The sequence below is a fragment of the Arenimonas aestuarii genome (assembly GCF_054781715.1).
The window spans coordinates 286196-300266 of sequence record NZ_BAAGTW010000004.1; the positions used below are offsets into that span (position 1 = coordinate 286196).

7 protein-coding genes and 1 pseudogene are annotated in these 14071 nt (G+C 68.7%); 6 read left to right on the top strand and 2 right to left on the bottom strand.

The features are described from left to right. Positions 1–13: 13 nt before the first annotated feature. From ACYVJH_RS02165 to ACYVJH_RS02180, 4 genes are read left to right on the top strand one after another with little or no spacing between them, the layout of a single operon-like run. Complete coding sequence (locus ACYVJH_RS02165; protein WP_460453016.1) at positions 14–805, top strand: FKBP-type peptidyl-prolyl cis-trans isomerase; 792 nt, start codon at positions 14–16, stop codon at positions 803–805. 3 nt (positions 806–808) lie between these two features. Continuing rightward, complete coding sequence (locus tag ACYVJH_RS02170) at positions 809–2170, top strand: UDP-glucose dehydrogenase family protein (RefSeq protein ID WP_460453017.1); 1362 nt, start codon at positions 809–811, stop codon at positions 2168–2170. Continuing rightward, entirely contained in the window at positions 2160–2375 is a 216-nt protein-coding gene (locus ACYVJH_RS02175; RefSeq protein WP_460453018.1) for a SlyX family protein, read from the top strand. The genes ACYVJH_RS02170 and ACYVJH_RS02175 overlap by 11 nt, the downstream gene beginning before the upstream one ends. Positions 2376–2388: 13 nt before the next feature. Next, the gene (locus tag ACYVJH_RS02180; protein ID WP_460453019.1) at positions 2389–3069 is read left to right on the top strand and encodes a DUF2058 domain-containing protein; all 681 of its coding nucleotides are present in this window, start codon (positions 2389–2391) and stop codon (positions 3067–3069) included. Positions 3070–3072: 3 nt separating this feature from the next. On the opposite strand, the gene metH is transcribed toward ACYVJH_RS02180, so the two are convergent. Further along, a complete protein-coding gene (metH, locus tag ACYVJH_RS02185; protein WP_460453020.1) occupies positions 3073–6783 on the bottom strand; it encodes a methionine synthase in 3711 nt (1236 codons plus the stop codon). Next, positions 6783–7709 (bottom strand): annotated as a pseudogene (locus tag ACYVJH_RS02190) (ArsR/SmtB family transcription factor); the annotation flags it as partial. The gene metH and the pseudogene ACYVJH_RS02190, both read right to left, overlap by 1 nt. 144 nt (positions 7710–7853) lie before the next feature. On the opposite strand from ACYVJH_RS02190, the gene ACYVJH_RS02195 reads away from it, so the two are divergent. Both ACYVJH_RS02195 and ACYVJH_RS02200 read left to right on the top strand, forming a co-directional pair. Beyond that, on the top strand, positions 7854–9020 hold the full coding sequence (locus ACYVJH_RS02195) for an acyl-CoA dehydrogenase family protein (RefSeq protein ID WP_460453021.1): 1167 nt from the start codon (positions 7854–7856) through the stop codon (positions 9018–9020). A 133-nt stretch (positions 9021–9153) separates the two neighbouring features. Then, positions 9154–14061, top strand: a complete 4908-nt coding sequence (locus ACYVJH_RS02200; RefSeq protein WP_460453022.1) for an NAD-glutamate dehydrogenase — start codon at positions 9154–9156, stop codon at positions 14059–14061. Positions 14062–14071: the final 10 nt, after the last annotated feature.

Here is a 14071-nt window from a genome sequence, read left to right on the forward strand (position 1 = left end):
GAGTTTTGTCCCAATGAATCCCGCCCTGCGTTTCGCCGCGCCGCTGGTGCTTGCCAGCCTGGTGCTCAGCCTTGGTGCCTGCAAGTCCGAAACCCCCGACGGTGAAGCCGAGGCTTCCGCCGATGCCGCCGCAACCGCCGAACCGGCCGCCGAGCCGGGCGCGCCGATCATCGAAGGCATCGAAGGCCTGGAAACCGAGCGCGCCCAGGTGAGCTACATGATCGGCCTGGACATCGGTCGCTCGATGTCGGTGGTCAAGCAGGACCTTGATCTGGAAGTCGTTCGCCAGGCCATGGAGGACGCGTTCGAAGAGCGCGAGCCCAAGATCACCGACGAGCAGATGAAGGAAATCCAGGAGGCCTTCACCGTGCGCCTGCAGGCGCGCAAGCAGGCCGAAATGGAGGCCGCTGCCGTCGCCGCCAAGGCCGAAGGCGCGGCGTTCCTGGCCGCCAACAAGGACAAGCCCGGCGTCGAGGTCACTGAAAGTGGCCTGCAGTACCGCGTCGAGCGCGCCGGCAACGGCGCCACTCCGAAGGTGGAGGATGTGGTGCGCGTGCACTACAAGGGCACGCTGCCCAACGGCGACGTGTTCGACAGCTCCTACGATCGCGGCCAGCCGGCCGAGTTCGGCCTGGGCCAGGTCATCCCGGGCTGGTCCGAAGGCGTGCAGCTGATGAAGGTCGGCAGCAAGTACACCTTCTGGATCCCGTCCGACCTGGCCTACGGTGAAACCGGCGGCGGCGGCGTGATCCCGCCGCACACCATGCTGACCTTCGAAGTCGAACTGCTCGAAATCGTCGAGTAAGCGATGCGCGCGACGGTCTTCGGCACCGGTTACGTCGGCCTCGTCACGGGCACCTGCCTGGCCGAGGTCGGCCACCAGGTGACCTGCGTGGACGTGGACGAGGCCAAGGTGGCCGGGCTTCGGAACGGCGTCGTGCCGATCTTCGAACCCGGCCTGGAACCCATGGTGCTGGCCAACCACGGCGCCGGCCGGCTGGATTTCACCACCGACGCGGCGGCCGCCATCAACGCCGCCGAGGTGATCTTCATCGCCGTCGGCACGCCCCCGGACGAGGACGGCAGCGCCGACCTGCAGTACGTGCTGGCGGTGGCCCGCACCATCGGCCGCAACCTGGCGGAACCCGCGGTGGTGGTGAACAAGTCCACCGTGCCGGTGGGCACCGCCGACAAGGTGCGTGACGCGATCGCGGCCGAACTGTCCGCGCGCGGCGTTGACGTGCGCTTCGACGTGGTGTCCAACCCCGAGTTCCTGAAGGAAGGCGCCGCGGTCAACGACTGCATGCGCCCGGACCGCATCGTGCTGGGCGCGCGCAGCGCCACCGCGGTCGAAACCATGAAGCGCCTGTATGCGCCGTTCACCCGCAGCCACGAGCGTTTCGTGGTCATGGACGAACGTTCCGCCGAGCTGACCAAATACGCCGCGAACGCCATGCTCGCGACCAAGATCAGCTTCATGAACGAGATGGCGAACATCGCCGAGCGCGTGGGCGCCGACATCGAACAGGTCCGGCAGGGCATCGGCTCGGACCCGCGCATCGGCTACCACTTCATCTACCCGGGCGCGGGCTACGGGGGCTCGTGCTTTCCCAAGGACGTGCAGGCGCTGGAGCGCACCGCGCGCCAGCACGGCTTCGATGCCGGCCTTCTGCAGGCGGTGGAAGCCGTGAACAACAGGCAGAAGCACAAGCTTGCGGAGCTGGTCCTGCGACACTTCGGTGGCGACATCGCCGGCAAGACCTTCGCGGTGTGGGGCCTGGCGTTCAAGCCCAACACCGACGACATGCGCGAAGCCGCCAGCCGCAGCCTGCTGGCCGACCTCTGGCAGGCCGGTGCCAGGGTGCGTGCCTACGATCCGGAGGCGATGGCCGAAACCAGGCGCATCTTCGGCGATCGCGACGACCTCGTGCTCTGCCAGGATCCGGCCGAATCGCTCGAAGGCGCCGACGCGCTGGTGCTGGTCACCGAGTGGAAGGCGTTCTGGAGCCCGGATTTCCCGGCCCTGGCCGCCACCTTGCGCGCGCGCGTGGTGTTCGACGGCCGCAACGTCTGGGAGCCGTCGCAGGTGGAAGCCGCCGGACTGGCGTATTACGGCATTGGCCGCGGGCGCAGCCTGCAGGCCGGGTCGGGAGGCAGGCATGGCCACTGACGTCGAGCAGCGCCTGGCCGAACTCGAAACGCGGCTGGCTTTCCAGGAACACACACTTACCGAGCTCAGCGACGCCCTGGCGGAAACCCGCCTGGAGTCGGCCCGCAACGCCCAGACCCTGGTGCGGGTCATGGACGAACTCAAGCAGCTGCGTACCCTCCTGTACGCCGACCCCGGCAGCGAACCCCCGCCGCCGCATTACTGAAGCAATCCCCCCGATGAGCAATTCCCTGCGTGAAAAACTGCTGGGCCTGGGCTTCAAGGCCCCGGAACCAGAGCCCCGGCGCGAGCGCCCCGACCGTAGCGGCAAGCCTGCGGGCAAGGGCGGTGAGCGAGGTCCCGGCAAGCGCGCCGAGCGCGCACCCGGCAACCGGGGTGATCGTGCGCCGGGCATGGGCGGGCGTCCGTCCGAGGGCAAGCCTGCGGCACGCCCCGGCAAAGCCCGCGCGGGCGGCCGGCCGCCACGCAGCCAGGAAGAGATCGACCTGGCCAAGGCCTATGCGATCCGCGCGCAGAAGGAAAAGCAGGAACGCATCGAAGCCGAACGCCTGAAGCAGGAAGAAGCCGCGCGTCGCCGCGCCGCCAAGGCGCAGGTGGCCGACCTGCTCAAGGACAAGGCGCTCAACGTCGCCGACGCCGAGCTGGTGCGCCATTTCGAATACGGCGGCAAGATCAAGCGCATCTACGTGACGCCGGAGCAGCTCAAGTCGCTCAACGCCGGCGAGCTCGCCGTGGTGCAGCTCGACGGCCGCTACCAGCTGGTGCCCGCCGCGCTGGCCGACGAGGTCGCCGCCCTGCTGCCGAGCCTGCTGGCGCTGAAGGTGGACCCGAACGCCCCGGCCACGGACGACCCCTACGCCGACCCGCGTTACCAGGTGCCCGACGACCTGGTCTGGTAGCGCCTACTCGGGGTCGTAGTCGAGGTTGGGTGCCAGCCAGCGTTCCGCCTGCTGCAGCGACACGCCCTTGCGGCGTGCGTAGTCGGCGACCTGTTCGCGCGAAAGCCGTCCGACCACGAAATACTGGCTGCCCGGGTGCGAGAAATACAGGCCGCTGACGGCGGCTGCCGGCGTCATCGCGAAACTTTCGGTCAGCCTCATGCCGGTGTGCTTCTCGGCTTCGAGCAGCGCGAAGATCGTGGTCTTTTCACTGTGTTCCGGGCAGGCCGGGTAACCCGGGGCCGGGCGGATGCCGCGGTACTGCTCGCGCACCAGGGCCTCGTTGTCCAGTGATTCGTCCGGCGCGTAAGCCCATAGCTGCGTGCGCACGCGCTGGTGCAGGGCCTCGGCCAGGGCCTCCGCCAGGCGATCGGCCAGAGACTTGAGCAAGATCGCGTTGTAGTCGTCGTGTTGGGCCTCGAAGCGCGCCAGGTGCGGTTCGATGCCCAGGCCCGCAGTGACGGCGAAGGCGCCCACCCAGTCCTGGCGGCCGCTGTCGCGCGGCGCCACGAAGTCGGCCAGGCAGAGGTTCGGCCGGTCATCGGGCTTCTCCGCCTGCTGGCGCAGGCAGTGGAGGCTGGCGCGCAGGTGGCCGGTTTCGTCGAGCACCTGGATGTCGTCGCCGACCGAACGGGCCGGCCACAGGCCGGCGACGGCCTTCGCCCGCAGCCATTTTTCGCCAATGATCCGGTCGAGCATGGCCCGGGCGTCGGCAAACAGCTCGGTGGCCTGCGCCCCCACCACCGGGTCCTTCAGGATCGCCGGGTAGCGGCCGGACAATTCCCAGGTCTGGAAAAAGGGCGTCCAGTCGATGAAGTCGCGCAGGTCCCCGAGCGGGAAGTCGTCGAACACCGTCAGCCCGGGCTGGCGCGGCACCGGCGGAACGTAGTCGGCCCAGCCGCCGTCGAAACGGTTGGCGCGGGCGCGGGTGAGCGAAGCCAGCGGCTTGGCGTCGCCGCGGTTGGCGTGGCGCTTGCGCACTTCGGCGTAGTCCGCCGCGTTGGCGGCGACGAAGGGCTCGCGCAGTTCGGCGCTGAGCAGGGACTGGGTGACGCCGACCGCGCGCGAGGCGTCCTTCACCCAGACCACCGGCGAATCGTAGTGCGGGTCGATCTTGAGCGCCGTGTGCGCGCGCGACGTGGTGGCGCCGCCGATCAGCAGCGGCACGCTGAACCCCTGTCGCTTCATTTCGCGGGCGACGTGGCTCATTTCCTCCAGCGAAGGCGTGATCAGGCCCGACAGGCCGATCGCATCGACCTTCTCCTCGCGGGCGCGGTCCAGGATGACCTGGGCCGGCACCATCACGCCCAGGTCCACGACCTCGAAGTTGTTGCAGGCCAGGACCACGCCGACGATATTCTTGCCGATGTCGTGCACATCGCCCTTCACCGTGGCCATCAGCACCTTGCCGCGCGGCTTGCCGGCGTCGCCGCTGCGGGCTTTCTCGGCTTCGATGTAGGGGATCAGGTGGGCGACGGCGCGTTTCATCACGCGGGCCGACTTCACCACCTGCGGCAGGAACATCTTGCCGGCGCCGAACAGGTCGCCGACCACGTTCATGCCCGCCATCAGCGGGCCTTCGATGACGTCCAGCGGGCGCGTGGATTGTTGCCTGGCCAGCTCGGCATCCTCTTCGATGAACCGGTCGATGCCATGCACCAGGGCGTGGCTGATGCGGCGGTCCACCGGCCAGTCCCGCCAGGCCAGGTCCTCGGTGCGGACCTCGCCCTTCCTGGACTTGTGTTTCTCTGCTTCGGTCAGCAGGCGTTCGGTGCCATCGCTGCGGCGGTTGAGCACCACGTCCTCGACCGCTTCGCGCAGCGCCGGGTCCAGGTCGTCGTAAAGGGCCAGGGCGCCGGCGTTGACGATGCCCATGTCCATGCCCGCGCCGATCGCGTGGTAGAGGAAAACACTGTGGATCGCCTCGCGCACGGCGTTGTTGCCGCGGAAGGAGAACGAGACATTCGAGACGCCGCCCGATACGTGGCTGTCCGGGAAGCGCCGCTTCAGCTCCCGCGTCGCCTCGATGAAGGCCACGGCATAGTCGTCGTGTTCCTCGATGCCGGTGGCGATGGCGAAGATGTTGGGGTCGAAGATGATGTCCTCGGGCGCCAGCCCGGCTTCGCCGACCAGCAGGGCGAACGCGCGGCTGCAGATGGCGACCTTGCGCTCGAAGGTATCGGCCTGGCCCTGTTCGTCGAAGGCCATCACCACCACCGCGGCGCCGTGCCGTCGGGCCTCGCGTGCCTGCGCCAGGAAGGCCGCTTCGCCTTCCTTCATCGAGATCGAGTTGACGATGGCCTTGCCCTGCACGCACTTGAGGCCGGCTTCGATCACGCTCCACTTGGAGCTGTCGATCATCACCGGCACCCTGGCGATGTCGGGTTCGGCGGCGACCAGGTTCAGGAACCGGGTCATCGCCGCCTCGGCGTCGAGCATGCCCTCGTCCATGTTGACGTCGATCACCTGGGCGCCGTTCTCGACCTGCTGGCGGGCGACGGCCAGGGCGTCGTCGTAGCGGTTTTCCAGGATCAGCTTCTTGAACTGGATCGAGCCGGTGACGTTGGTGCGCTCGCCGACGTTGACGAAGTTCGTCTCGGGCGTGATGACGAAAGGCTCCAGCCCGGCCAGCCGCGTGAATGCGGGCAGGGTGGGGAGCTTGCGCGGTGGCAGTCCCTGCACCGCGCCGGCAATCGCGGCAATGTGTTCCGGCGTGGTGCCGCAGCAGCCGCCGACCAGGTTGAGCAGGCCTGATTCGGCGAACTCGCGCAGGATTCCGGCGGTTTCCTCAGGGCCTTCGTCGTAGCCGCCGAAGGCATTGGGCAGGCCGGCGTTGGGATGGCAGCTGACGTGGGTATCGGCAATCTGGGACAGCACGTCCACGTGCGGGCGCAGGTCGCGGGCGCCGAGCGCGCAGTTCAGGCCCACGGAGAGCGGCCGGGCGTGGCGCAGCGAATACCAGAAGGCTTCCGCGGTCTGTCCCGACAGCGTGCGGCCACTGCGGTCGGTGATGGTGCCCGAGACCATCACCGGCAGGCGGGCGCCCAGGGATTCGAACAGCACGTCGATCGCATACAGCGCCGCCTTGGCGTTGAGCGTGTCGAACACCGTCTCGACCATCAGGATGTCGGCGCCGCCCTCGACCAGGCCGCGCGCGGCGACGGTGTAGTCGGCCACCAGCGCGTCGAAGCTGGTGTTGCGGTAACCGGCGTCCTCGACCTTGGGGCTGATCGATGCGGTGCGGCTGGTCGGGCCCAGCACGCCGGCCACCCAGCGCGGCCGGGTGGGGTCGGCGGCTTCGGCCCGGGCGGCGCATTCGCGGCCCAGGCGCGCGGCCTCGCGGTTGAGTTCGGGCACCAGCGGCTCGAGGCCGTAGTCCGACTGCGACACCGCCGTCGAATTGAAGGTATTGGTCTCGATGATGTCGGCGCCGGCGTCCAGGTAGGCCTGGTGGATGCCGGCGATGATGTCCGGGCGAACCAGCGTCAGCAGGTCGTTGTTGCCCTTGAGGTCGCGCGGCGAGTCCGCGAACCGTTGCCCGCGGTAGTCGGCTTCGCCCAGTTCGTGGCGCTGGATCAGCGTGCCCATGGCGCCGTCGAGCACCAGGATGCGTTCGCCCAGTGCCTGCAGCAGTTGCCCGGTGCGGCTGGGGTCGTGCCAGGGCAGGCTGCTCATGGCTTGCGGGCCAGCAGGGTCAGCACTTCGAAGTGGGGCGGGCGCTTTTCGCGGGTGACCGCCTCGCAGACGGTCACTTCAAGGCCGGCCTTTTCCGCGTGCCGGCGCAGTTCCTTCACGGTGAAACCCAGGTTGACGTGGCCGTAGGGCGTGACCGCGGCGCGGTGTTCGTGCTTGCCCAGGCAGGTCGCGACCAGGCGGCCGCCCCTGCGCAGGACCCGGCCGGCTTCGGCGATGGCCTGGGCCGGGCGGTCGGCGTAGGTGAGCGCATGCATCAGCAGCACCAGGTCGAACTGCGCGGCCGGGAAGTCCAGCGCCTGCATGTCGCCTTCGAGCACGTCCACGTGCGGGTACTTGCGCAGGCGTTCGCGCGCCGCGTTGACGACGCGGATGCTCGAATCCACGCAGACGTAGCGGCGCGCGTGCGGCGCCAGCAGCTCGCCCAGCACGCCGTCGCCCGAAGCGACGTCGAGCACGTCGCCGGGTTCGAGCAGGGGCAGGGTGGAGCGGGCCAGGGCTTCCCAGGTGCGGCCCGGGGAATAATGGCGCTCCATGTCGCCGGCCACCGAGTCGGCCCAGTTCTGGTCGGCGGCGCGGTTCGCCAGGACCGCGGGCAGGCGCTCGGCGTCCTGGCGCAGCAGCGGGTCGTCGGTGCTGTCGCGAAGGGCCTCCCAAAGGCGCGCTTCGCCGGGGTCGAGGGTGTCGCCGTTGAAGCGGTAGTAGGCCGACACGCCGGCGCGGCGGTCGCGCACCAGGTCGGCCTCCTTGAGCCGGGCCAGGTGGGTGGACACGCGCGGCTGGGCCAGGCGCGTGATGGCGGCGAGTTCGGCCACCGTCAGTTCCTCGCCTTCGAGCAGGGCCAGCAGGCGGACCCGGGTAGGGTCGGAAAGGACCTTCAGGCAGGCCGACCAGGCGTCCAGGTCCATGGTTTATCCTTTCATCCGGATTCAAAGATATTGGGAGGTTAGGCCGGCCCCCCGGGGGGCGTCAAGCCGCATCCGCGCGCGCTTCACGCGGTGTGGACCTGCCGACGACGGCGGCAGCCGCTACAATCGCGGTCTTGTCCGAACTTGAACCGAGGGTGCCCCGTGGATTTCCGATTCACCGAAGAACAGCTGATGATCCAGGACGTCGCCCGGCGCATCTCCCGGGAGAAGATCGCCCCCAGCGCCGAACACCACGACCATACCGGCGAGTTCCCGCTGGAAAACATCCGCACCCTCGGCGAAAACGGCCTGATGGGCATCGAGGTGCCGGCCGAATACGGCGGCGCCGGCATGGACCCGATCAGCTACGTGCTGGCCATGGTCGAGATCGCGGCCGCCGACTGCGCCCATTCCACCATCGTGTCGGTGAACAACTCGCTGTTCTGCAACGGCATCCTCAAGTTCGGCAGCGAAGAGCAGAAGCAGAAGTACGTGCGCGCCATCGCCGAAGGCAAGGAAATCGGCGCTTTCGCGCTGACCGAGCCGCAGTCGGGCTCCGACGCCACCGCCATGCGCTGCAAGGCCGTGCGCCAGGACGACGGCAGCTACGTCGTCAACGGCAAGAAGAGCTGGATCACCTCGGGCCCGGTCGCCAAGTACATCGTGCTGTTCGCCATGACCGACCCGGACAAGGGCGCCAAGGGCATCACGGCCTTCCTGGTCGACACCAGCAAGCCGGGTTTCCACCGCGGCAAGACCGAACCCAAGCTCGGCATCCGCGCCTCGGCCACCTGCGAGATCGAGTTCCAGGATTACGTCGTGGCCCCGGACGAAGTGCTGGGCGACGAAGGCCAGGGCTTCAAGATCGCCATGGGCGTTCTCGACGCCGGCCGGATCGGCATCGCGTCCCAGGCCATCGGCCTGGCCCGTGCCGCCTACGAGGCGACGCTGGAATACGTGCGTGAGCGCAAGGCCTTCGGCCAGCCGATCGGCGCGTTCCAGATGACCCAGGCCAAGATCGCCGACATGAAGTGCAAGCTTGATGCGTCGCTGCTGCTGACCCTGCGGGCCGCCTGGCTCAAGGGCCAGGACCAGCGATTCACCACCGAGGCCTCCGTGGCCAAGCTCACGGCCTCGGAAGCGGCCATGTGGATCACCCACCAGGCCGTGCAGATCCATGGCGGCATGGGCTACTCCAAGGAGATGGCGCTCGAGCGTTATTTCCGGGACGCCAAGATCACCGAGATCTACGAGGGCACCAGCGAAATCCAGCGCCTGGTCATCGCCCGCAACGAAACCGGCCTGCGCTGACCACCAGCCCATACCCCGGCGTATCCGAAGCCCCGCTGAAGCGGGGCTTTTTTTAGGCCGATTGCGCTGGCCGGGCGTTGCCCCCCGCGACTACAATTCACGCTTTAACCACGCCCCTGCGAGAAAGCAGCTGATGAACGCCCACGCCCTGGCCTCCGCCGAGTCCCTTGACGCCATTGCCGCCGCCCTGGCCGGCCCGGCGTCCCAGCCCGACGGGGACCTGCTTGAGGCCTTCACCCGAAGCTTCTACGTGCGGGTGCCCGACGACGAGCTGCGCAGCCGGGCGGCTGGCGAGTGGGCCTCGATCGCGCGCAGCTTCCTGGCCTTCGCGCGCGAGCGGGCGCCGGGCACCGTGTCGGTATCCATCGGCAGCCCGTCCCTGGCCAGCGATGGGTATGAAAGCACCCACACGGTCGTGCGCATCGTCAACGACGACATGCCCTTCCTGGTCGACTCGGTGCGCATGGCGCTGTCGAAGTTCGACATCACCCTGCACCAGATCGCCCATCCGGTGATGACGGTGCGCCGTGATGCCGCGGGCCGGTTGCAGGCGGTGGGCGAGGGCGACGCCGAATCGCTGATGTACCTGGAGATCGACCGCCAGGCCGACGCCGAGGCGCTGGCTGCCATCGAGGAAGCGATCCGCGAGGCGCTGGGCGACGTGCGTTCGGCGGTCGCCGACTGGTCGCAGATGCGCGAGAAGATGCTGCAGATCGCCGGCGAGATCGAAACCCGCCCGATGCCGGTGGAACCTGCCTGCCGCGCCGAAACCGAAGCCTTCCTGCGCTGGGCCGCCGACAACCACTTCACTTTCCTGGGCTACCGCGAATACGAAGTCGTGGACCGCGAGCTGCGCGCCGTGCCGGGCACGGGCCTGGGACTGCTGCGCGGCAAGGACCAGCAGGCGCAGTCGCGCCCGATCACCGGCCTGGCCGCGGCGGACCTGCCGCCGGGCACCTCGCTCGACGTGCTCATCCTGACCAAGACAAATGCCCGCGCCACCGTGCACCGGCCCGGTTACATGGACTACATCGGCGTGCTGGCCTTCGACAAGGACGGCCGCGCCGTCCGCGAGCAGCGCTTCCTGGGCCTCTACACCTCCAGCGCCTACAACCGCCGGCCCTGGGAAATCCCGATGGTGCGCCTGCGCCACGAACACGTCATGGCGGCTTCGGGGCTGGCCCCGACCAGCCACAGTGGCAAGGCCCTGCGCCACATCCTGGAAACCCTGCCGCGCGAAGAACTGTTCCAGTCCAACGCCGACGAGCTGCAGCGCACGGCGATGGGCATCCTGGGCCTGCAGGAACGCGCCCGCACCCGGTTGTTCCTGCGTCGTGACCGCTACGGCCGCTTCTTCTCGGCGCTGGTCTACATCCCGCGTGACCGCTTCAACACCAGCATCCGACATCGCATCGAAGCGGTGCTGATGCGCGAACTTGGCGGCGAGCGCCTCGACCACAGCGTGCAGATCGGCGAGTCGCCGCTGGCCCAGCTGCACCTGGTCATCCGGCCCAAGGCCGGTTGCCGGGTCGACTTCGACCAGGACCAGCTGGAAGCCGAACTGGCGCGCATCGTGCGCGACTGGCACGACGAGCTGCGCGAGATCCTCGTGCGCGAGGCGGGCGAGGAGCAGGGCCTCAAGCTCGCGCAGACCTACGGCCGCGCGCTTCCGGCCGGTTACGTCGAAGCCGTGTCGCCGCAGGTGGCCGCCGCCGACGTGCTGCAGGCCTCGCGCCTGGCCGGCCCCGGCGACCAGCGTATTTCCTTCTATCGCCACGGCGACGACCTGCGCCTGAAGCTGGTGCGTCGCAGCGGCGACATCGCGCTGTCGGACGTGTTGCCGGTGATGGAAAACCTCGGCCTGCGCGTGCTCACTGAACACCCCTACGAAATGGCGGTCGAGGGCGAACGCATCTCGATCCAGGACTTCGAGGTGCAGGCCCGCCACGGCGAGATCGACGTGGACGCTGCCCGACAGCCTTTCGAGGAGGCCTTCACCGCCGTCTGGAGCGGCGAGGCCGAAAACGACGGATTCAACCAGTTGCTGCCCAGCGCCCGGCTGGAATGGCGTGACATCGCCATGTTGCGCGCCTACACCAAGTACGCGCTGCAGACCGGGGTGCCTTTCTCGCAGCCGTACATGGAAGAAACCCTGCAGCGCTACCCGGTCATTGCCCGCCTGCTGTGGGAGCTGTTCGCGGCGCGCTTCGAGCCGGGCCGCGAGGTGGCGCTCGACGCCGCCGGCCGCCAGGCCCTGCACGACCAGATCGCCTGGCTGCTGCCCGGTGACCGGCGCAAGGCGCTGGACACCATTCCGCAGGAAATCGCCGCGGCCCGCGTCCTCGACCGCGCCGCACAGATCGACGCGGTCACCGACGCGCTGGAGATACTGCTCGACAGCGCGGTGCAGAGCATCGACGACGACCGCATCCTGCGCGGCTACCAGTCCCTGATAAACGCCACCCTTCGCACCAACTTCTACCAGCGCAGGGACGGCGCCTTCCGCGACTACATCGCCTTCAAGTTCGATCCGGCGCTGGTCCCCGACCTGCCCAAGCCGCGGCCCTACCGCGAGATCTTCGTGTACTCGCCCTGGGTCGAGGGCGTGCACCTGCGCTTCGGTCCGGTTGCGCGCGGTGGCCTGCGCTGGTCCGACCGCCGCGAGGATTTCCGCACCGAGGTTCTGGGCCTGGTGAAGGCGCAGATGGTCAAGAACACGGTCATCGTGCCGGTCGGTTCCAAGGGCGGCTTCGTGGTCAAACGGCCGCCGGTCGGCGGCGACCGCGACGCCCAGCTGGCCGAGGGCATCGCCTGCTACAAACGTTTCATCAACGGCCTGCTCGACATCACCGACAACCTGGTGGACGGCGAGCTGGTGCACCCGCAGGACGTGGTGCGCCACGACGGCGACGATCCCTACCTGGTGGTCGCGGCCGACAAGGGCACGGCCACGTTCTCGGACATCGCCAACGGCATTTCGGCCGAGCACGGCTACTGGCTGGGCGATGCGTTTGCTTCCGGCGGATCGGTCGGCTACGACCACAAGGGCATGGGCATCACCGCCCGCGGCGCCTGGGAGTCGGTCAAGCGCCACTTCCGCGCGCTCGGCATCGACAGCCAGTCCCAGGACTTCACCTGCGTCGGCATCGGCGACATGTCGGGCGACGTGTTCGGCAACGGCATGCTGCTTTCGCGGCACATCCGCCTGGTGGCGGCCTTCGACCACCGGCACATCTTCCTCGACCCCGATCCGGATTCGGCGCACAGTTATGCCGAACGCGAGCGCATGTTCGCGCTGCCGCGCTCGAGCTGGGAAGACTACGACACCGCGCTGATTTCCGAGGGCGGCGGCATCTATCCGCGTTCGCTCAAGTCCATTCCGGTCAGCCCGCAGGTGCGCAAGGCCCTGGACCTGGCCGACGACGTCGAACAGCTCAGCCCGATGGCGCTGATGAACGCCATCCTCAAGGCGCCGGTGGACCTGCTGTGGAATGGCGGCATCGGTACCTACGTCAAGGCCAGCAGCGAAAGCCATGCCGACGCCGGCGACCGCGCCAACAACGGCCTGCGCGTGAACGGCAACGAGCTGCGCTGCCGGGCGGTGGGCGAGGGCGGCAACCTGGGCCTGACCCAGCGCGGCCGCATCGAGGCCGCCATGAACGGCGTGCTGGTGAACACCGACTTCATCGACAACTCCGCCGGCGTCGACACCTCCGACCACGAGGTCAACATCAAGATCCTGCTGGCGGCGCCGGTGCAGCGCGAGGAGCTGAGCCTGCCGCAGCGCAATGAACTGCTGGCCAGCATGACCGACGAAGTCGCCGAGCTGGTGCTCAACGACAACTACCGGCAGAACCAGGCGATCAGCCTGATGGAGCGCATGAGCGCGGCCCGGCTGGGTTCGTTCGGCCACTTCATCCGCGTGCTCGAAGGCCAGGGCCTGCTCGACCGCGCCATCGAGTTCCTGCCGTCCGAAGCCGAGCTGGGCGACCGCAAGGCGCGTGGCCAGGGCCTGACCCGGCCCGAGCTGAGCGTGCTGCTGAGCTACGACAAGATCGTCGTGTTCAACCAGATGCTCGACTCCGACGTGCCCGAGGACCCCTACCTGTCCAAGGAGCTGGTGCGCTATTTCCCCAACGCCCTGCAGGAACGTTTCGCGCAGGACATGGAGAACCACCGCCTGCGCCGCGAGATCATCGCCACGGCGGTCACCAACTCCACCGTCAACCGCATGGGCGCGACCTTCCTGCTGCGCATGCAGGAGGACACCGGCCAGTCGCCGGCGCAGATCGCCAAGGCCTTCACCATCAGCCGTGAAGTGCTCGAGGCCCGCGAACTCTGGGCCGGCATCGACGCCCTGGACCTGAAGGTCAGCGAGGCCGCCCAGCTCGAGGCCCTGACCAGCATCTGGCAGCTGCAGCGCAACCTCACCCGCTGGCTGCTCAACCGCCCGGGCGAAGTGCTCAACATCGCCGAGAAGGTGGACCGTTACGCTGGCGGCGTGGCCGAGCTGCGCGCTTCGCTCGATCGGGTCCTGCCCGAGGCCGCGCGCGAGGAACTGGCCGAGGACCTTGCCCGCTGGCAGGGCCATGGCTTCCCGGAGGACATGGCCCGCGCCTTCGCCAGCCTGCCGTTCCTGGCCTATGCGCTGGACATCGTCGAAGTGGCGATCGAGCGCTCGCTGCCCGTCGCCGAGGTGGCGGCAAGCTACTTCTGTCTTTCCGACGCCCTGCACACCAAGTGGCTCATGGACGCGGTCGAGGCGCTGCCGGTGGGCGGCCGCTGGCATGCCCAGGCCCGCGGCGTGCTGCGCGACGAACTGCAGGCCCAGCAGCGGGCCCTGGTTGGCCAGGTGCTGATGACCGGCGCCGGCCTGCCGGCCGGGCAGCGCGTCGAGCGCTGGCTTGATCGAGACGACACGGCACTGCGCTACACGATGGCGATGTTCGCGGACATGCGCGACCTGCGCGACCTCGACTATCCGACCTTGTCGGTGGCGGTGCGGCGCCTGGCCCAGGTCGTCGCTTCCGGCGCGGCCTGAACCCGGGGCG